We start from the raw sequence: 19,059 nt of genomic DNA, 5'->3' as shown, positions 1-19,059 counted from the left end.
ATGTGTCATGTACGTGAAATGAAGTCAGGAAAGGCTCGTAGTCGTGGCAATTCGCGTAGTTTTCAGGGACGGTGACCATGTTCCCGCCTTCCCAGTTGAGGCGGGCGGGCAAACTTTGGTGATGGTGCCGTTCGCCAAGGACGATGTCGAAGATCTGCACGTCGTTGCGACTGCCTGTTCGCTGATGGTTCCTGGTGAGGATCAAGTCCGAGAACTGAGCTTGGAGCTTCTCATCTACGACCCCGCAACAGGTGGGACTTACACATATTCTTTACATGAGGCCCTGGAACGTCTTCCCGCAGACGTTTGGTTACCCTTCTGTCTTGCGACGTCTTTTGCTGTCCGAAAGCTACTTAGTCTTGAGAAATTGGAAACCTTCCACATATATACACAAGCCTACAGGCATGACTCGCAGCTTGCTGCGATGCTCAGTGTCGTGGCTAACACAGTGCAGCAAGAGTATAAGCTCTTGAGCGTAGACGAGTACTTGGGCTCTGTGTTATGGATCGGAACCTTAAAGAATGAAAGAGAGGCATCAGATGATTCGCCGTGACAAGCAGATAGAACTCATGCGAGCTGCTGCAGAGCGGAAGGACTCGCCTCTCCAGGCATGGATTGCTCGCAGCGAAGTGAAGCGTATCATGGAGCTTGATCCTGACATCATCCGTCAAGAAGCAAATTCTGACGTCAAAAGACGTTCTGACATGCCTAGGCAGGACGGTGGCGGGACCATGATGCTCGCCTGCGCATGATCCGACTGCAACAAGGATAAAACGTTAAGGGAGGGCCAAAGCCCTCCCTTTTTCACCTCGCAAACTTCTTGTACTTCACCCGCTTCGGCTCCAGCGCATCCGGTCCCAGACGCCGTTTCTTGTCCTCTTCATAGGCCTCGAAATTGCCCTCGAACCATTCCACATGCGCCTCGCCCTCAAAGGCCAGGATATGCGTGCACAGCCGGTCAAGGAAGAAGCGGTCGTGCGAGATGATCACTGCGCAGCCCGCGAAATCTTCCAGCGCCGCTTCCAAAGCCTGCAATGTCTCCACATCCAGATCGTTGGTCGGCTCGTCGAGCAGCAGCACATTCCCGCCCGCGCGCAAGAGTTTCGCCATATGCACCCGGTTGCGCTCGCCGCCTGACAGCAGCCCCACCTTCTTCTGCTGATCGCCGCCCTTGAAGTTGAAGGCGCCGACATAGGCGCGGGAGTTCACCTCGGCATCGCCAAGCTGGATCACGTCCAGCCCGTCGCTGATCTCCTCCCACACGGTCTTGTTGGCATCCAGCGCATCGCGGGACTGGTCCACATAGGCCAGCTTCACCGTGTCGCCGAATTCGATGCTGCCGTCGTCCGGCGCCTCCTGCCCGGTGAGCATGCGGAACAGCGTCGATTTGCCCGCGCCATTGGGGCCGATCACGCCGACGATGCCGCCGGGGGGCAGGGCGAAGGTCAGATCCTCGATCAGCAGGCGGTCGCCATAGCCTTTCTTGAGGTTGGTCACATCGATCACCTTGCCGCCCAGGCGCGGGCCGTTGGGGATGATGATCTGCGCGCGGCTGATCTTTTCACGCTCGGACTGGCTGGCTTTTTCCTCATAGGCGGAAATCCGGGCCTTGGATTTCGCCTGCCGGGCCTTGGCGCCGGCGCGGATCCATTCCAACTCGCGCTCCAGCGATTTCTGCCGCGCCTTGTCCTCGCGCGCTTCCTGGGCCAGGCGCTTGGCCTTCTGTTCCAGCCAGGCGGAGTAATTTCCCTCATAGGGGATGCCGCGGCCACGGTCCAGTTCCAGGATCCAGCCGGTGATGTCATCCAGGAAATAGCGGTCATGGGTGACGATCAGGATGGTGCCCTTGTACTCGATCAGGTGCTTTTGCAGCCAGGCGATGGTTTCCGCGTCCAGGTGGTTGGTGGGCTCGTCCAGCAGCAGCATGTCCGGGGCTTCCAGCAGCAGCTTGCACAGCGCCACGCGGCGTTTCTCGCCGCCCGAGAGCGTGTCCACCGGGGCGTCATCGGGGGGGCAGCGCAAGGCCTCCATCGCCACGTCGATCTGGCTGTCCAGATCCCACAGATTCTCGGCGTCGATCTGGTCCTGCAGTTCGGCCATTTCCTCGGCGGTTTCGTCCGAGTAGTTCATGGCCAGTTCGTTGAAGCGGTCCAGCTTGCCCTTCTTCTCGGCCACGCCCAGCATGACATTCTCGCGCACGCTAAGCGCGGGGTCCAGCTGAGGTTCCTGCGGCAGGTAGCCGACCTTGGCGCCCTTGGCGGCCCAGGCCTCGCCGGTGAAATCCTTATCCTGGCCGGCCATGATGCGCAACAGGGTGGACTTGCCCGCACCGTTGACGCCCACGACGCCGATCTTGACGCCCGGCAGGAAGGACAGGCGGATGTTCTCGAAGCATTTCTTCCCGCCGGGATAGGTCTTGGAGACGCCATCCATGTGATAGACATACTGATACGAGGCCATGCGTCCGCTCCACTGGTGTTTGGGGTTGCAAACACCCCTAGCGCGGCAGACCCTTCGCTGCAAGCGGCGCCAGTGGAACGGGGCGGGTCAATCGATCAGTGGAAGGATGGCTTAGCGCGGCAATCAGTGCAGGTGCGGGGCAGGGGCGTGATCCATCCGGATCGTCGGCAGCAACGCATGCAGCCCGTGGGTGACGATTGTCACGTCCCGGTCGCATTGCAGTTGATAGAGCCGCAGGGTCGGCACCCGCTGCATGCGCAGGCCAGGCATGCTATGGATCAGGCGGGAGGGTTCGGCCGAGCGCAGGGTGAGCCCGGATCCGGCCAGCATGTCCGGGCGTGCGATGGCCTGTTCCGGACCGATCACGATGCCGGTTCCCGTCAGCCCCCCTTCGGATGACGCCGGAGCAATGACAACCGCCAGCGCATCATGCAGTGTGACAACCTGCATCCCCCGAAGAACGGCCTGCGCGCCATCGGCAGTCAGCAACATGTCCCCGGCCAGAAGCGATTCGACTGCAACAGGGCCGCTTGCGGTTTCGATCAACGTTCCCGCACCGAACCCGCAAAGCCGCGGAACCCGTGGCAGGGTGGTTGCCTGTGGCGCGGTCGCGCGCGGGACGATCGTGGTGTCAAACATCGTCGGCTCCTACCTGTGGCCAGGTTGCAGGATGACGCGCAACCCTGAAGATTGCGTAAACTGGGATGATGGCTTGAACTGGGCAGGATTGCGCCGGCGGCAAGGCAGCCAGGCGCGGCTGTGCTTTGCAGGCGCCGGATCAGCGCGGCCCGGTCCGCAGTGTCGCGCGACGGGCACCCACGGGGACGTGTCCCGTTGCAACGCATGCGGGGCTGTGTTCCGGTATCGCGGGCGTGGTCAGTGCGTCCAGACCTGCCGCCGCGAATGGGCGAAATTGTCGGCATAGCCTCCAGGCCGGATATTCGCGCGGCGGGTCCGGGGTGCCACGACGACAAAATCCAGCCCACGCGATTTGGCGTAGGCCTCGGCGGCGTCGCGCGTGTCAAAATGCAGACGCACCTGGCTGTCCATATCCGAGGAACTGGTCCAGCCCATCAAGGGATCGATCCTCCGCGCCTCGGCCGGAGAGAACTCCAGCACCCAGTCGCGGGAGCGGGCAGTGCCGGACTGCATGGCATTTCGTGCGGGGCGATAAATGCGAGCGCGCATGACATCCTCTTGCAAAGACGCCCCCTTATCAAAGTTCCGGCGCGGTTTTGCAAGGGGGCGCGACAACCATCCGGGTGCAAGCGGAAAAACCGCACGATCCGAAAGGAGGGAGCGAGGGGTAGGTCTTCCGGCTGCGCGCCTTCCCGCCTGCACTCCAAAGATATGGCGCGCCCCCCGCGGGGCAAGCTTGGGCCTGAAAAAAGCGCATCTCAGGGACAGCTTTTCCCTTTGATGCCAGTTTTCAGCCCGCGCGGACTGCAGCACCCCCTGACGCAAACCGCCGCCGGATTGCTCCGACGGCGGATCCGTTTCGATGGTGCGGCCCGGTTCGGACTGCAGCCCCGGTTCAGCTCATACGGCTGATAACGCCCTCGATATCGCTGCGGGACAGGCCGATATCATCAAGTTCGCGGTCCGACAGCATGTTCAGTTGCGCGCGGGTGATCCTTTTGTCATTCCAGGTTTTGAACACAGCGATAATATCGGCGAACGAAAACCCCCGGAAAACACCGAATACACCCTCGGCATGAGGGCGGCTTTGCATGAAGAATGCCATGAGTTGCTCCATTGGCAAGGGGGGGTGGAAACTGCTGAAGCATTATGCCTCGCTGATGGGCATCTAGGCAGTTTGTGAACGCGGAACAAGCTGGATTCGGTGCATAGCACACATGCACAAAAGGCATGACAGAGCCTTGTGAGAGCGGGGTTTGCGGCGGGTGGCGGCGGTATTCAGACTGGAGAATGTTCTTGCTTCGTGCTAGGACTGGTCAAACACGGCAACAGGCCCGGGCGAACCGGGCGCGGGAAAAGGGGCAGGCATGCGGGTTATCGGGATCGATCCGGGGTTGCGCAACCTTGGCTGGGGGGTCATCGATGTGGCCGGAACGCGGCTGTCGCATGTGGCCAACGGGGTCTGTGTGTCCGACCCGGCGGCAGATCTGGCCAGCCGGCTTCTGGACCTGCACGGGCAACTGACCCGGGTGTTGCAGCGCCATGGCCCCACCCAGGCCGCGGTGGAACAGACATTCGTCAACAAGGACGCCGTGGCGACACTGAAACTGGGATCGGCGCGGGGGATTGCCCTGCTGGTTCCCGCGCAGGCGGGGCTGGTGGTGGGCGAATACGCGCCCAATGCGGTGAAGAAGGCGGTGGTCGGCGTGGGCAAGGCGGCCAAGGTGCAGGTGGATCACATGGTGCGCATGCAACTGCCGGGGGTGGCGATTGCAGGGCCGGATGCGGCGGATGCGCTGGCGGTGGCGATCTGCCACGCATGGCACTGCCAGTCGGCGGGCCGGTTGGCGGCGGCGGTGGCCGGGGGCGTACGATGATCGGGCGGATTGCGGGGCGGCTGGACTACCGCGCCAGTGACCATGTGCTGATCGATGTTGGCGGGGTAGGATATATCGTCCATGTCTCGGACCGGACCATGCTGGGCTTGCCCGGCCCGGGGCAGGCGGTCGCGCTCTATACCGATCTGGTGGTGCGCGAGGATCTGTTGCAGCTCTATGGCTTCCCGTCGTTGCTCGAGAAGGAATGGCACCGGTTGCTGACCTCGGTCCAGGGGGTGGGGGCCAAGGCGTCGATGGCCATTCTGGGCGCGCTGGGCCCCGAAGGCGTGGCCCGTGCGATTGCGTTGGGCGATGCAGCATCCGTGCGCAAGGCGCCCGGGGTGGGGCCGAAGCTGGCGCAACGTGTGGTCAACGAGTTGCGCGACAAGGCGCCCGCGCTGATGGCGCAGATGGCGCCCGCTGCCGCGCCCCCCGGTGCGCCTCCCGGTGTGCCCGAGGCGGACCATGCCCCTTCCGTGCCGGTTCCGCCGCCGCCCGCTCCGGTCAGTGCACCCGCCAGCCCCAACGCCGCCGCCGTGCCCGAGGCCATGTCCGCCCTGGCCAATCTGGGCTATGGCCCCGCCGATGCCGCCCGCGCCGTGGCCGAAGCCCAGGATGCCACCCCCGAGGCTGACACCGCCGCGCTGATCCGCGCGGCCTTGCGGCTGCTTGCGCCAAAGGGCTGAGCTGCAATGCAGTTCAACGACCTTCTGCGCGCCCATGACATCGACCCCGCCATGACCGCTCTGGCCCTGCACAAGCCGCGCGACCCACGCATCCGCGCAGCGCTTTGTGTCATGGCCGAATCGGCGCCCGGGCTGTTCGAGGCCTATCAATCCACCCATCCCACCATCCCCGAGGCCACGCTAAAGGCCCGCCGCACCATGGCCGCCTTTCTGTCACGGGCGGAGGGGGAGCTGACATTCATCGGCCTCTACCTGCAGGCGGGATGGCGCGACGTGCCCGCCGCCGAACTGGACGCCATGCCGTTGCAGGCCGAGATGCGCGCCCGCCTCGGCCAAGGCGGGCTGAGCGCCGAGGCCCGCGCCCGCGGTATCGCCGCGCGTGCGCTCTTTGATCTGCGTCCGCTGGATGTGCTGTCGGACCTGCGCGGGCGGCTGGTGGTCACCGACCCCGGCGCGCGCAACTACATGCGGCTGGCCGAGCGCACATCCCTGCCGGTGCGCGAGATCACGCTGCGCGCGACCCTGGCGCCGCCGGTGCCGGATTGGCGCGCGCTGCGGCTGACCACCGATGAGCTGCGCCACCTGCCACGCGACTGGATCACCACGCTGCACCAATGGCGCGGCGTGTATCTGATCGTCGATGAGCGCGACGGGGCGCGCTATGTCGGCGCCGCCTATGGCGAGGATAACCTGCTGGGCCGTTGGCAGGCCCATGTGGCAGGAGAAATCGGAGTCACGGTGGAACTTCGCCGGCGCGACACGTCGCAGTTCCGGTTCTCCATCCTGGAACTGCTCAGCCCCGCCGCCACCGCCGAGGAGGTCATCACCTGCGAGCAGAACTGGATGGACCGATTGCACACCCGGCGTTATGGGTTGAACGCATGACCCCCTCCGACCCAACCCTGCGCCCCGAACCGCTGCCCGATGACGCCCCCGACAAGGCGCTGCGCCCGCAGACGCTTGAGGAGTTCATCGGCCAGGCCGAGGCCCGCGCCAACCTGCGCGTCTTCATCCAGTCCGCCCGGATGCGGACCGAGGCGATGGATCACACGCTCTTCTACGGTCCGCCCGGTCTGGGCAAGACCACGCTCGCGCAGATCATGGCGCGCGAACTCGGCGTGGGGTTTCGGATGACCTCGGGGCCGGTGCTGGCCAAGGCGGGGGACCTGGCGGCGATCCTGACCAATCTGGAAGCGCGCGACGTGCTGTTCATCGACGAGATTCACCGCCTGAACCCGGCGGTTGAGGAAGTGCTTTACCCCGCGCTGGAAGATTTCCAGCTGGATCTGGTCATCGGCGAAGGCCCGGCGGCGCGCACGGTGCGGATCGAATTGCAGCCTTTTACGCTGGTGGGGGCCACCACGCGGCTGGGTCTGCTGACCACGCCGCTGCGGGACCGTTTCGGTATTCCCACGCGGCTGCAGTTCTATACCGTGGGTGAGTTGTGCGAGATCGTGGGCCGGGGCGCGCGGCTGATGGGGGTGCCCGCCGATCCCGAAGGGGTCGAGGAGATCGCACGCCGCGCGCGCGGCACGCCCCGGATCGCGGGCCGGTTGTTGCGCCGCGTGGTGGATTTTGCCCTGGTTGAGGGGGATGGAAAGCTGACCCGGGCGCTGGCCGACAGCGCGCTGACCCGGCTGGGCGTGGACCACCTGGGGCTTGATGGCGCCGACCGGCGGTATCTGTCGCTTCTGGCCGAAAACTACGGTGGCGGGCCGGTGGGGGTGGAAACCATCGCCGCCGCCCTGTCCGAAAGCCGCGATGCGATCGAGGAGGTGATCGAACCCTTCCTGCTCCAACAGGGGCTGATCGCCCGCACCCCACGCGGCCGGATGCTGGCGGCCAAGGCCTGGACGCATCTGGGCCTGACAGCCCCGCGCCCGGATGCCCAGGGGCGCCTGTTCGAGACGTGAAAGGCACAGCAGGCCGCGCCGGGCGTGTCTGGCTGCCACGCGATTGCAAAGCTACCTGACGCCCAAGTTCGGGCGGGCGCGGCGCTTTTCTTGCGTGGGCATGGGCGCCGTGCGTCCGTGGTGGGGAGGCAGCGCCGTCAATCAGTTCAGTCCACGCCCGGGACACCGTGGGGACTGCCTGCGCTTGGGGCGCGCGCGTCCTGCGCGCCGTAGCCCGGGTCAGAACCGGTCCAGAAGGCGACGCAGGTAGTCCAGTTCTGCATCCGGGCGGTCCAGTTCGGCCGAACGGCGGCGGATTTCGTCCAGCAGTTCCTGCGCGCGCCGCCGCGTGTCCTCACCCTGCAGCATGTCATCGTCCGTGCCGATCTCACCGCCAAGGGACCGGCCCAGCGGGTCACGGCTGCCGTCGCGGCCGTTTTCACCGGTCTGCTGGCCTTCCTCGCCCCGGTCGCGGCGGTCCTGGGCCAGCGCCTCGTTCATGTTGCGCATGCCTTCGCGCAGGGCCTCCATCGCCTCGGCCTGGCGGTCAAGGGCGCCGGTGGTGTCGCCGTCGCGCAGGGCTTCCTCGGCTTCTTCCATGGCGCGCTGGGCGTCTTCCAGCGCTTCCAGCGCGGCATCCCCTTCCGGCGTGCCTTCGCCGGGCAGGGGTTGCAGTTGCTGTTCGCGCAGCATGTCGCGTAGGGCTTGCTGGCGTTCGGCCAGCTCATCACTGCCCTGCGGCTCGCCCTCGCCATCGGCATCCGGGGCGCCGCGGTTGAATTGTTCCTGAAACTCGCGGAACGTGTCATCGGCCAGATCCTGCTGGTCGCGCAGGGTGTCGCCCAGGCCCTCCATCGCCTCGTTGCCCGGGCCGCCTTCGCCATCGCCTTCGACGAATTCAAGGTTTTCCAGCAGCATGTTGAGCTGCGCCATCAACTCGGCGGCCTCGTCCATGCGGCCTTCTTCCATCAGCTCCTCGATCCGGTCCAGAAGCTCCTGGATCTGATCCTGGGTGATTTCCATGGACTCGCCATCCGGGGGCGCTTCGCCGCGTTCGCGGGGCTGCTGGGCCATTTCCTCCATGTAGTCGCGCAAGGCTTCGCGCAACTCGTCCATCAGTTCCTGCACCTCGGACGGGTCGGCGCCCGAGCGCATGGCCTCATCAAGACGTTCCTGTGCGCGGCGCAGGCGTTCGCGGGCATCGGCCAGATCACCCTCTTCCAGCAGGATTGCCAGATCCCACAGGGTCTGGGCCAGCTCTTCGCGGGTGGACTCATTCAGCCCGTCATCAAGGCTGGCGCGCAGAAGCGCCTGGGCTGAGCGGAAGCGGGGAATGGCGTTGTCGCTGCGAAACGCGTCTTCGGGGCGGTGGGCGATGGCGCGCATCAGCTGGTCGGCGCGGGCCGTGTTCTCCTGCGACCACAGGATATCGCGGCGCAATTCGATCACGGCGGCGGCCATCGGGTCAAAGAAGCGGCGACCGGGGAGGGTGACTTCCTGCGGGCCGGTCTCGCCCATCTGGCCGCGCGCGTCCTCCACTTGCAGCGCGATGGTCACGGGCATGTTGGCCCAGGGGTGCTGGGACATATCGCCGAACAGGCTTTCGGTGAAGTCCGTGCGCGAGCCGCTGACGGGCATCGGCAGGTCCAGGGTGATCGGCTCGCGCGGGTCCGGATCGGCGGCAAGGCCAAAGCGGCGGTCCACCGCGTCCAGGTTCAGGGCGATCTCGGCGCTGCCGCCGGTGATGCCGTAGTCATCTTCGGCGCGGTAATCCTGCCGCATCTGGCCGCCGCGCTCCCGCTCCATCATGCCGATCAGTTCAACCTCGGGCGGCTGATCTTCCAGCATGGTGATCTCCCAGTCGCGCCCGGCGGGGCCGCGCACGCTCAGCCGCCCGGTGCGGGTGATCTCGAAATCCTGGGCCATGTCCTCAGGCTCGGCCTCATCCCGCCCGGAAACCGATTCGACCACGCTCATCACGCCGGGCTGGCCATAGAAGCGGACGGTAACGCGGGTGCCTTCGGGCAGTTGCAGCACGGTGCGGTCAACCTCGTTCAGATAGAGGCTGGGCCGCCCGGTATAGGACGGGGGCTGGGCCCAGGCCTCCCACGAAGGGCCAAGGCCCACGGCCTCGGCCCGGCCGGGAAGCTGCGCGATTTCCGTGGCTTCGGTGATGCGCGAAGGCGCGCCAAAGAGCAGAGACAGGCCAAAGGCGGTCAGCGCCACATAGCGCAGGGCGAAACGGTCATGGCGGGCCAGCCTCAGATCGCCCGGCACGGGCCGCGCGGTGGCCAGGATCGCCAGCATCCGCCGCAGATGCGCCTGCCAGACCATGCCGGAGGCCGGATCATCCCGCCCGATCGCCTGCGCATCCGCCAGTGCCGAAAGCGGGCGCGCGGGCAGGGAGCGGTCCAGCCGGTCCAGCGCATTCACCCGGCGCGGCGGCGAAAAGCGCCACAGCCCCAGCGCCAGCAACCCCAGCAGCGCCACCCCGGACCCCAGCGCCACCCAGGTCGACACCAGCGGCGGCAGCACATCCTGCAGGCCAAAGCCCAACGCAGCGGCGCAGAACAGCGCAAGCGTGGTGAAGGGCCAGAAGGCGCGCGACAGACGTTCGGCCCACAACCCGGAAAGGGTGCGACGTATCTGGCGCTTCAGGATGCTCGACGGGTCCAGGCCGTTTGGTCTCATGTCTCCCTTTCGGGCTGGGTTGGGATCACAGCCACGCGGGTATGGTATCGCGGTTGATGATTTCGTCAAAGGTCGGGCGCGGGCGGATGACCGCAAATTGATCGCCCTTCACCATGACCTCGGGGATCAGGGGGCGGGTGTTGTATTCGCTGGCCATGACCGCGCCATACGCCCCGGCCGAGCGGAAGGCGACCAGCGCGCCGGCCTCCAGCGGCGGCATGGGGCGGGCCTTGGCGAAGGTATCGCCCGATTCGCAGACCGGGCCGACGATGTCATGGGGCAGGGCTTCTGCCCCCGCCGCGGCCTGATCCAGCGGCACGATGTCATGGTGCGCCCCATACATGGCCGGGCGGATCAAATCGTTCATGGCAGCGTCCAGGATCAGGAAATCGCGCCCCTCGCCCTGCTTGCGATAGATCACCTGCGCCACCAGTACGCCCGCATTGCCCACGATCAGGCGCCCCGGTTCGATCTCGATCTCCACCTCCATATCGCCAAAGATGCGCTGCACCATGGCGCCATAGTCCAGCGGCAGGGGCGGCACCTCGTTCGAACGCGCATAGGGGATGCCCAGGCCGCCGCCCAGGTCCAGCCGGGTGATCTGGTGGCCATCGGCGCGCAGGGCGCGGGTCAGATCGGCCAGCTTGGTATAGGCGGCCTCGAACGGCGCCAGATCGGTCAGCTGGCTGCCGATATGCATGTCCACGCCGACCACCTGCAACCCCGGCAGGGTGGCGGCCTGCGCGTAGATCTCGCGCGCGCGGGCGATGGGGACGCCGAACTTGTCTTCCTTGCGCCCGGTAGAGATCTTTTCATGGGTCTTGGCGTCCACATCGGGGTTGACGCGCAGGCAGATGGGGGCGGTGGCGCCCATGCTGGCGGCAACCTCGGACAGGGCGTGCAGCTCGGCCTCGGATTCCACGTTGAACTGGCGGATGCCGTGTTCCAGCGCGTGGCGCATCTCTGCCTGCGTCTTGCCCACGCCGGAAAAGACGATCCGCGCCCCCGGCACGCCCGCGGCCCTTGCCCGGCGGTATTCCCCGCCCGAAACCACATCCATCCCCGCCCCCAAGGCGCCAAGGGTGCGCAGCACCGCCTGATTGCTGTTAGCCTTGACCGCGTAGCAGATCAGATGGTCCAGCCCGGCCAGCGCCTCCTGGAACAGGCGGAAATGGCGGGTCAGGGTGGCGTCCGAATAGCAATAGAAGGGCGTGCCGACCGTGGCGGCGATCTCGGCCAGCGACACATCCTCGGCGTGCAGGACGCCGTCGCGGTAAAGAAAATGATCCATGGCGGGGCCTCTGGCTGCTGTTGCTGCCCAGATAGCGCAGCTTGCCCGCGGATGCCACTGCCCGCACACTTGCGCTGGCCCGGGCTCTGGTGTCTGCTGCGCGCATGTATCGCCCGCCGCCCCCCCGAACCGCCGCGTGGTTCGAATTCCGGATGCGCCTGAAGGCCCGCCGCCTGCAGGCGCGCGCCCTGTGGAAGGGGCGGGAGCTGCGCTGCCTGCGCCGCCGCCGCTGGGGGCGGGGCGAGATCCTGCTGTTTTCCACTGTGCGGAACGAGGCCGCGCGCCTGCCCTGGATGTTGCAGCATTACCGGCGCCTGGGCGTGGGGCATTTCCTGTTCATCGACAATGCCAGCGATGACGGCACGCGCGAGTTTCTGCTGGAGCAGCCCGATATCTCGGTCTGGGGGACCTCGGCCAGCTACAAGGCGGCGCGCTTCGGGCAGGACTGGATCACCGCGCTGATGCTGCGCCACGGGCTGGGGCATTGGTGCGTGCAGGTGGATGCCGATGAATTGCTGATCTATCCGCATTGGCAGACCCGCCCGCTGCCCGCGCTGACCGCCTGGCTGGAGCGTAGCGGCCAGCGCAGCTTTGCCGCCATGATGCTGGAGCTGTATCCGAAGGGTCCGCTGAATGCGCAGCCCTACTGCCCCGGCACCGATCCGGTGGCGGTGCTGCCGTGGTTCGATGCCGGGAACTACACCTTGCGCCACAACCCGCTGCTGGATTGTCTGCTGATGCAGGGCGGGGTGCGGGCGCGGACCTTCTTTGGCGCCATGCCCAACCGCGCGCCCACATTGACCAAGCTGCCGCTGGTCAAGTGGGGGCGCGATTGCGTCTGGGTGAACTCCACCCATTCGGCGCTGCCGCGTGCGCTGAACCGTGTTTATGCGGCGGATGGGGGGATGCTGGCTTCGGGGGCGCTGCTGCACACCAAATTCCTGCATCTGGTGGTGGAGCGTGCCCGGGTGGAAAAGGCGCGCGGGGAACATTTCGGCAATGCCCCGGTGTTCGATGACTATTATGATGCGGTCATGTCGGCGCCGGACCTGTGGTGCGCGGCCTCGGCCCGGTATCAGGGCTGGCGGCAGTTGGAACGGCTGGGCCTGATCTCGCGCGGGGGGTGGGGCTAGGGTGATTGAAGGGGGGGCGGCGGCAGGCTACCTATAGGCGAACAATACCCGAAAGGACCGGCCGATGACCAACCCGCTTCTGGAGGACTGGCAGACCGATTTCGCCCTGCCACCCTTCGACCGCCTGTCAGACGAGGATTTCGCCCCCGCGTTCGAGGCCGCCATGGCCGAGGGCCGCGCCGCCCATGATGCCATCGCCCGGAACCCCGAAGCCCCCAGCTTCGCCAACACGATCGAGGCGATGGAACTGGCCGATGAAGCCCTGGACAAGGTGGCGGCGGTGTTCTTCAACCTGGCCGGAACCGATTCCAACCCCGCGCGAGAGGCCCTGCAGCGGGACCTGTCGCCGAAGCTGTCGGCCTATGCCTCGGAGATCACCTCGAACGCGGCGCTGTTCCAACGGGTCCAGACCCTGTGGGAGGGGCGCGCGGCGCTGGACCTGAGCCCCGAACAGGCCCGCGTGCTGGAGCTGTATCACCGCATGTTCCTGCGCGCCGGCGCCGCGCTGCAGGGCGAGGCAGCGGCGCGGATGACCGCCATCAAGTCCCGGCTGGCCAGCCTGGGCACCCAATTCGCCCAGAATGTCCTGGCCGAGGAGCGCGAGTGGGTCATGCCGCTGGCCGAGGATGAGTTGGAAGGGCTGCCCGATTTCCTGCGCGCCGCCGCCGCCGATGCCGCGCGCGAACGCGACATGCCCGGCCATGTCATCTCGCTCAACCGCTCGCTCATCGTGCCGTTTCTGGAGCATTCCCCGCGGCGGGAGCTGCGCCAGCGGGCGTATCAGGCCTGGACCTCGCGCGGGGAAAACGGGGGCGAGACGGACAATCGCGCGCTGATCAGGGAGATTCTGGAGCTGCGCGCCGAGCGTGCCGCGCTGCTGGGCCATGACAGCTTTGCCGCCTGGAAGCTGGAGCCGGAAATGGCCCGGACCTCGCAGGCGGTGCGCGATCTGCTGATGGCGGTCTGGGCGCCGGCAAAAACCGCCGCCGAGGCGGATGCGGCAGTGCTGGAGGCCATGCTGCACGCCGATGGCCATACCGGCCCGCTGGAGCCCTGGGACTGGCGCTACTATGCTGACAAGCGCCGCCGGGCCGAGCATGATCTGGAGGATGCCGCCATCAAGCCGTATCTGGGGCTGGAGGCGATGATCGCCGCCGCCTTTGACTGCGCGCACCGGCTGTTCGGGCTGGAGTTCCGCCCGCTGGATGTGCCGCTGCACCACAAGGATGCGCGGGCGTGGGAGGTCACCCGCGACGGGCGCCATATGGGGGTGTTCATCGGGGATTACTTCGCCCGGCCCAGCAAGCGATCGGGCGCTTGGTGTTCGGCCTTTCGCAGCCAGCGCAAGCTGGGAGGGGACCGCCGGGCGGTGGCGGTGAATGTGTGCAACTTTGCCAAGGGCGATCCGGCGCTGCTGTCCTGGGACGATGCGCGCACCCTGTTTCACGAGTTCGGCCACGCGCTGCACCATCTGCTTTCGGACGTGACGCATGGGTTTGTCTCGGGCACCTCGGTCGCGCGGGATTTCGTGGAACTGCCCAGCCAGCTTTACGAACACTGGCTGGAGGTGCCCGAGGTGCTGCGCCAACATGCGCGCCATGTGGTGAGCGGTGCGCCGATGCCCGCCGAGATGCTGGAGCGGCTGCTGGCCGCGCAGAATTTCGACCAGGGGTTTGCGACGGTGGAATATGTGGCCTCGGCTCTGGTGGATCTGGAGCTGCATGACGGCCCGGCCCCCGCCGATCCGATGCAGCGCCAGGCCGAGGTGCTGGCGGCGCTCGGCCTGCCGCGCGCGATCCGGATGCGCCACGCATCGCCGCATTTCCTGCATGTCTTTGCGGGGGACGGGTATTCCAGCGGGTACTACAGCTACATGTGGTCCGAGGTGATGGATGCGGATGCTTTCGCGGCCTTTGGGGAGGCGGGCGATCCATTCGACCCGGCGGTTGCGCGCCGGCTGGAGGCCTGCGTGCTGGCTGCGGGCGGATCCGAGGAGCCGGAGGAGCTGTATACCCGGTTTCGGGGCCGGATGCCGGGGGTGGATGCCCTCTTGCGCGGACGTGGACTGGCGGCCTGAGAAAACGTGACCTTGCGGTGCGCGCGTGCCGCGCGCAAGCTTTCTGGCACTGCGTGCGGATTGGGGGCGCTGCCCCCGTCCCCGCGGGGCGGGGACTCCCCCGGGATATTTGGGCAAGGATGAATGGGGGCGAGGACGGGGCATGACGGCGCTGTGTCGGGATTGTCTGCATGTGTTTGAGGGTCGAGGGCGGTGCCCGGCCTGTCGCAGTCCGCGGGGGATCGCGCATGACGAGCTGTTTGAGCTGGGAATTGCGCATCTAGATTGTGATGCCTTCTATGCCAGCGTGGAAAAGCGCGACAATCCGGCGTTGCGCGACCGTCCGGTGATTGTGGGCGGCGGGCGCCGGGGCGTGGTGTCCACGGCGTGCTATATCGCGCGCGTTCATGGGGTGCGTTCGGCCATGCCGATGTTCCAGGCCTTGCGTTTGTGCCCCGATGCCGTGGTGTTGGCGCCGCGGTTTGACGCCTATGTGGAGGTTTCGCGCGCGATCCGGGCGCGCATGGAGGCGCTGACGCCGGCCGTGGAGCCCTTGTCGCTGGATGAGGCGTTCATGGACCTGCGCGGGACCGAGCGGCTGCACGGGGCGCCGCCGGCGGTCGTGCTGGCGGACCTGGCGCGGCTGATCCGGGCGGAGTTGGGGGTTACGGTCTCGATCGGGCTGGCGCATAACAAGTTTCTGGCCAAGCTGGCTTCGGATCTGGACAAGCCTTCGGGGTTCTCGGTGATCGGACGTGGCGAGACGGCAGCCTTCCTGCGGGGAAAGCCGGTGGGGATGCTTTGGGGGGTGGGGGCATCCTTGTTGGCGCGGCTGGAAGCGGAGGGGATTCGCCGTATCGATGATCTGCTGCGGTGGGAGCGGGCGGCGCTGGAGGCGCGGTTTGGCGGTATGGGCGCGCGGCTGTGGCACCTGGCGCGCGGCGAGGACGCGCGGCGGATCACCGCGAATGCGCCGGTGAAGTCGATTTCCAAGGAAACCACCCTGCCCGAGGATCTGGCCGATCCGGAGCTTCTGGATGGCCATCTGTGGCGGTTGTCCGAGCAGGTGGCTGATCGTGCCAAGGCGAAGGGTGTGGCGGGCCAGGTTGTGACGTTGAAGCTGAAGCGGTCTTCGCACCGGATCCTGACGCGGCGCAGCACCCTGGCAGCGCCGGCGCAGCTGGCAGATGTGATCTATCGCAGTGCAGCGGCCTTGTTCGCGCGGTCCGGGGAACGCGGTCCGTTCCGGCTGATCGGTGTGGGGATCTCGGGGCTGGTGCCCAGCGATGATGCCCTGCCGATGCCGGATCTGGCTGATCCGGATGCGGGGCGGCGCGCGGCAGCCGAGCGGGCCGCAGACCGTATCCGGGCGCGCTTTGGTGCCGGGGCAATCATCAAGGGGCGGGCGTTGCGCTGACGGTGTTATTCAGCGGCGAGCGGCGGGGTGCTGGCCTGACTGCGTCCGATACTGGCGAGGTTGGCAACGATACCGTTCATCATGCGCTGGAAGGCGTTGAAGCCGCTGTGCGGGGCCATCCGGGTTTCATCCAGGTACAGCGCGCGGTCGATTTCGATCTGGACCGCGTGCTGGTCAAGCGCCGGCCGGCCATAGGCCTGCACCATATAGGCGCCTGCAAAGGGGACGTTGCGGGCCACGCGCAGGCCTGTATCCGCAAAGGCAGCTTCGACCGCGGCAACGATTTCGGGTGCCGCCGAGGCGCCGAAACGGTCGCCAATGACAATATCGGGGCGTTGGCCGCCGCGGCGGGCTTCGGTGATGACAGCCTCATGCGGCATGGAATGCATGTCCAGCAGGATCGCCTGGCCAAAGCGCAGGCGTTGCGCTTCAAGCAGTTCGGCGAGTCGCGCATGATAGGGGTGCCAGCAGGTGCGCAGGCGGTGCTCGGCCTCGGCCCGAGAGATCTTGCCGCGATAGATGGCGCGCCCGCGAGCGACCACGCGCGGGATCACGCCCAGCCCCGAGGCGACGCGGGGGTTCAGCGTGCCCCGGCTGATATCCGCGATCAGCGCCGGGTCCAGTTCGCCCGCCGCGCGATTGTAATCCACATAGGCGCGCGGCGCGCCGCCCAGCAGCAGCGGCGCGCCATGGTCCGGCGCTGCCCCGACCAGCAGGTCCACATAGGCATCTTCGGATGAGCGCAGGGTCGCCAGGTCCAGCACGCTGTGGCGAATCAACTCGGGCGGATAGTCGCGCGCGCTGTGCGGAGAGGCAAAAACGACCGGCCCTTGCACCACATTCGGTTCCCTGAGATGATAGGCCGTTGTCATTGCGCTCATTTCCTTCCTGATATCCAAGTATAGCGCGGAATCGAGGGATGCCAAAACCCCTTGAACATGCCGGATATCCCTTTTATACGCCGCCTATCGATGCGGTCCCGGTCGCTTCGGTGTCCGGTCTGCAAGGGCTGGCGACGGAAGCCAACGGGACGGTCAGGGCGCGTAGCTCAGTGGTAGAGCACTACGTTGACATCGTAGGGGTCACAAGTTCGAACCTTGTCGTGCCCACCATTTGTTTCTGTCGCAAGGCAGGTTGTTATTCGAAGGCGCCTGGCGCCGCGATTGAGGAGAAGGCCGATGAAGGTCAAGAATTCGCTCCGGTCGCTCAAGCAGCGCCACCGCGATTGTCAGATCGTCCGCCGCAAGGGGCGGGTGTATGTGATCAACAAGACCCAGAAGAAGTTCAAGGCACGCCAGGGCTGAGTCACGGGCTTCTTGAGCATGGAATTGATTGACCGCCGGCTTCGAAGGGAGCTGGCGGCTTTCCTTTTGGCCAGTGCCGGAATGCGATGGTGCTACAGGGTCTTGCGTGCCCTGAGGGCCGCGCCGATGGTGCCATCGTCCAGATAGTCCAGCTCTCCGCCCATGGGCACGCCCTGGGCCAGGGCGCTCACGCGCACGCCGCAGGGTTCCAGCATCTCGGCGATGTAATGCGCAGTGGTCTGGCCATCCACGGTGGCGTTCAGGGCCAGGATGACCTCGGAAATACCCTCATCCCGAACACGGTTGACCAGTGCGGGAATGCGCAGGTCCTCGGGGCCGATGGCATCCAGCGCCGAGAGCGTGCCGCCGAGCACGTGGTAGCGCCCGCAAAAGGCGCCGCCGCGCTCCATCGCCCAGAGGTCCGAGACTTCTTCGACCACGCAGATTTCCCCGGAGGCGCGGCGCGGATCGGTGCAGATGGGGCAGATCTCGGAGGTGGAGATATTGCCGCACAGGCTGCATTCCCGGGCGGCTTCGGCGACGCGTGCCAGGGCGCGGGCCAGCGGGTCCAGCACCTGCGCGCGACGTCGCACCAGATGCAGCACCAGCCGCCGCGCCGAGCGTGGCCCCAGTCCCGGCAGACGCGCAACCTGTGCGATCAGCGCATCGATCTCGCCCGGCTCCGTCGGCGGCGACATGTCGTGCGACCCCGCTTACATCGGCAGGTTCATGTCGCGCGGCAGGCCCATGCTTTCGGCGATCTTGCCCATTTCTTCCTGCGCGCGGGCCTGCGCTTTTGACTGGGCATCCTTGATCGCGGCCAGGATCAGGTCTTCGACCACTTCCTTGTCGTCGGAGTTGAAGATCGACGGGTCGATATCAAGCGCCGTCAATTCGCCCTTTGCGGTGGCCGTGGCCTTGACCAGACCGGCGCCGGATTCGCCGGTCACCATGATGGATTTCAGTTCTTCCTGGAGCTGGGTCATCTTGGTCTGCATCTCTTGTGCAGCCTTCATCATCTTGCCCATGTCACCCAGGCCGCCCAAACCTTTCAGCATCGTGCAGTTCCTTTCCTGTTTTCAGTCCTGTTCAAACGGGTCCCATTCATCCTCGACCTCGGGCAGCGCCTCGCTGGCGGCGGCGGTCTCGGGGCGGGTGTCGGGGTGGCGCAGGGCGTCAATCCGCGCGCCGGGGAAGGCATCGAAGACAGCCTTGACCAGCGGGTTGTCCAGCGCGGCGGTGCGCGCGGCGGACTCGGCGGCATCGCGGGTCTGGGCGATGGTTGGCGCCCCACCGCCAGACACGACCGAGACCCCCCAGCGCGCGCCGGTCCAGTCCTGCAACCGCCCCGCCAGCCGGGCAGCCAGATCGGGGGCAGCCTCGGCCGTGGGTTCGAATTCGATTCGGCCCGGACTGTAGCGCACCAGTTTCAGGCAGGTTTCGACCTCGACCAGCAGGCGCATGTCACGCCGTTCGCGGATCAGGGCAACAACGGCGTCGAATTGCCCGTAAGCCACAAGCGGATCGTCCGGGGTGGGGGCGAGCGCCGCCTGCGGCCCGGAACCGGGCCGCACGCCGCGCCCTGCAGGCGCGGCGGAGGGCGCGGGCGCGGG

The 19,059-nt window shown here is 66.5% G+C and carries 19 protein-coding genes, 1 tRNA gene and 1 pseudogene; 11 read left to right on the top strand and 10 right to left on the bottom strand.

Annotated elements, in window-relative coordinates:
* The first annotated feature begins 43 nt into the window (after positions 1 to 43).
* Both HUK65_RS05380 and HUK65_RS05375 read left to right on the top strand, forming a co-directional pair.
* Positions 44 to 553: a hypothetical protein gene (locus HUK65_RS05380; protein ID WP_179905120.1), complete on the top strand. Its 510-nt coding sequence runs from the start codon at positions 44 to 46 to the stop codon at positions 551 to 553.
* Entirely contained in the window at positions 540 to 752 is a 213-nt protein-coding gene (locus tag HUK65_RS05375) for a hypothetical protein (RefSeq protein WP_179905119.1), read from the top strand. Before HUK65_RS05380 ends, HUK65_RS05375 begins: the two co-directional genes overlap by 14 nt.
* Positions 753 to 804: 52 nt before the next feature.
* Here HUK65_RS05375 and ettA read toward each other — a convergent pair whose 3' ends face one another.
* The 4 genes from ettA to HUK65_RS05355 all read right to left on the bottom strand — a co-directional run bounded on the left by ettA (position 805) and on the right by HUK65_RS05355 (position 4,204).
* Positions 805 to 2,460: an energy-dependent translational throttle protein EttA gene (gene ettA, locus HUK65_RS05370; protein WP_179905118.1), complete on the bottom strand. Its 1,656-nt coding sequence runs from the start codon at positions 2,458 to 2,460 to the stop codon at positions 805 to 807.
* A 123-nt stretch (positions 2,461 to 2,583) separates the two neighbouring features.
* Positions 2,584 to 3,099 carry a Hint domain-containing protein gene (locus tag HUK65_RS05365; RefSeq protein WP_179905117.1) on the bottom strand — a complete coding sequence of 172 codons (516 nt, stop codon included), beginning with the start codon at positions 3,097 to 3,099 and terminating at the stop codon, positions 2,584 to 2,586.
* A gap of 237 nt (positions 3,100 to 3,336) precedes the next feature.
* The gene (locus HUK65_RS05360; protein ID WP_179905116.1) at positions 3,337 to 3,648 is read right to left on the bottom strand and encodes an ETC complex I subunit; all 312 of its coding nucleotides are present in this window, start codon (positions 3,646 to 3,648) and stop codon (positions 3,337 to 3,339) included.
* A 346-nt stretch (positions 3,649 to 3,994) separates the two neighbouring features.
* Positions 3,995 to 4,204 carry a DUF1127 domain-containing protein gene (locus HUK65_RS05355; protein ID WP_235441781.1) on the bottom strand — a complete coding sequence of 70 codons (210 nt, stop codon included), beginning with the start codon at positions 4,202 to 4,204 and terminating at the stop codon, positions 3,995 to 3,997.
* A 262-nt stretch (positions 4,205 to 4,466) separates the two neighbouring features.
* Here HUK65_RS05355 and ruvC point away from each other — a divergent pair, with 262 nt between their 5' ends.
* The 4 genes from ruvC to ruvB are packed head-to-tail and all read left to right on the top strand — an operon-like array spanning position 4,467 to position 7,575.
* Positions 4,467 to 4,976, top strand: a complete 510-nt coding sequence (gene ruvC / locus HUK65_RS05350; protein WP_179905115.1) for a crossover junction endodeoxyribonuclease RuvC — start codon at positions 4,467 to 4,469, stop codon at positions 4,974 to 4,976.
* Positions 4,973 to 5,662, top strand: a complete 690-nt coding sequence (gene ruvA / locus HUK65_RS05345) for a Holliday junction branch migration protein RuvA (RefSeq protein ID WP_179905114.1) — start codon at positions 4,973 to 4,975, stop codon at positions 5,660 to 5,662. The genes ruvC and ruvA overlap by 4 nt, the downstream gene beginning before the upstream one ends.
* A gap of 6 nt (positions 5,663 to 5,668) precedes the next feature.
* Positions 5,669 to 6,547 (top strand): GIY-YIG nuclease family protein, encoded by an 879-nt coding sequence (locus HUK65_RS05340; protein ID WP_179905113.1) that lies wholly within the window; start codon positions 5,669 to 5,671, stop codon positions 6,545 to 6,547.
* Positions 6,544 to 7,575, top strand: coding sequence for a Holliday junction branch migration DNA helicase RuvB (gene ruvB, locus HUK65_RS05335; protein ID WP_179905112.1), 1,032 nt, complete (start codon positions 6,544 to 6,546; stop codon positions 7,573 to 7,575). Before HUK65_RS05340 ends, ruvB begins: the two co-directional genes overlap by 4 nt.
* Before the next feature lie 219 nt (positions 7,576 to 7,794).
* On the opposite strand, the gene HUK65_RS05330 is transcribed toward ruvB, so the two are convergent.
* Together HUK65_RS05330 and lysA are read right to left on the bottom strand one after the other, a co-directional pair.
* Entirely contained in the window at positions 7,795 to 10,245 is a 2,451-nt protein-coding gene (locus tag HUK65_RS05330) for a DUF4175 domain-containing protein (protein ID WP_179905111.1), read from the bottom strand.
* Between the two features lie 25 nt (positions 10,246 to 10,270).
* Positions 10,271 to 11,536, bottom strand: a complete 1,266-nt coding sequence (gene lysA, locus HUK65_RS05325; RefSeq protein ID WP_179905110.1) for a diaminopimelate decarboxylase — start codon at positions 11,534 to 11,536, stop codon at positions 10,271 to 10,273.
* A gap of 41 nt (positions 11,537 to 11,577) precedes the next feature.
* Between lysA and HUK65_RS05320 the strand changes: the two genes are divergently transcribed.
* The 3 genes from HUK65_RS05320 to HUK65_RS05310 all read left to right on the top strand — a co-directional run bounded on the left by HUK65_RS05320 (position 11,578) and on the right by HUK65_RS05310 (position 16,142).
* A complete protein-coding gene (locus HUK65_RS05320; RefSeq protein WP_235441780.1) occupies positions 11,578 to 12,669 on the top strand; it encodes a glycosyltransferase family 2 protein in 1,092 nt (363 codons plus the stop codon).
* Between the two features lie 64 nt (positions 12,670 to 12,733).
* Complete coding sequence (locus HUK65_RS05315) at positions 12,734 to 14,746, top strand: M3 family metallopeptidase (protein ID WP_179905109.1); 2,013 nt, start codon at positions 12,734 to 12,736, stop codon at positions 14,744 to 14,746.
* 142 nt (positions 14,747 to 14,888) lie between these two features.
* A complete protein-coding gene (locus HUK65_RS05310) occupies positions 14,889 to 16,142 on the top strand; it encodes a DNA polymerase IV (protein ID WP_179905108.1) in 1,254 nt (417 codons plus the stop codon).
* A gap of 5 nt (positions 16,143 to 16,147) precedes the next feature.
* Here HUK65_RS05310 and HUK65_RS05305 read toward each other — a convergent pair whose 3' ends face one another.
* A complete protein-coding gene (locus HUK65_RS05305; protein ID WP_179905107.1) occupies positions 16,148 to 17,014 on the bottom strand; it encodes an N-formylglutamate amidohydrolase in 867 nt (288 codons plus the stop codon).
* Positions 17,015 to 17,179: 165 nt separating this feature from the next.
* On the opposite strand from HUK65_RS05305, the gene HUK65_RS05300 reads away from it, so the two are divergent.
* Both HUK65_RS05300 and ykgO read left to right on the top strand, forming a co-directional pair.
* A tRNA-Val gene (locus HUK65_RS05300) sits at positions 17,180 to 17,254 on the top strand.
* A 66-nt stretch (positions 17,255 to 17,320) separates the two neighbouring features.
* Positions 17,321 to 17,446, top strand: a complete 126-nt coding sequence (ykgO, locus tag HUK65_RS05295) for a type B 50S ribosomal protein L36 (RefSeq protein ID WP_072247233.1) — start codon at positions 17,321 to 17,323, stop codon at positions 17,444 to 17,446.
* A 92-nt stretch (positions 17,447 to 17,538) separates the two neighbouring features.
* Here the strand turns inward: ykgO and recR are convergent, their stop codons facing one another.
* The 3 genes and pseudogenes from recR to HUK65_RS05280 all read right to left on the bottom strand — a co-directional run.
* On the bottom strand, positions 17,539 to 18,144 hold the full coding sequence (gene recR, locus HUK65_RS05290) for a recombination mediator RecR (RefSeq protein ID WP_179905106.1): 606 nt from the start codon (positions 18,142 to 18,144) through the stop codon (positions 17,539 to 17,541).
* 15 nt (positions 18,145 to 18,159) lie between these two features.
* Positions 18,160 to 18,504, bottom strand: coding sequence for a YbaB/EbfC family nucleoid-associated protein (locus tag HUK65_RS05285; RefSeq protein WP_179905105.1), 345 nt, complete (start codon positions 18,502 to 18,504; stop codon positions 18,160 to 18,162).
* A 21-nt stretch (positions 18,505 to 18,525) separates the two neighbouring features.
* Positions 18,526 to 19,059: pseudogene (locus HUK65_RS05280) on the bottom strand (DNA polymerase III subunit gamma/tau); the annotation flags it as partial.

It is taken from the genome of Rhabdonatronobacter sediminivivens, assembly GCF_013415485.1.
Classification (GTDB): Bacteria; Pseudomonadota; Alphaproteobacteria; order Rhodobacterales; family Rhodobacteraceae; genus Rhabdonatronobacter; species Rhabdonatronobacter sediminivivens.
The sequence above is the reverse complement of the archived record's forward strand: the minus strand, read 5'-3'. Positions and strand labels throughout refer to the sequence as shown.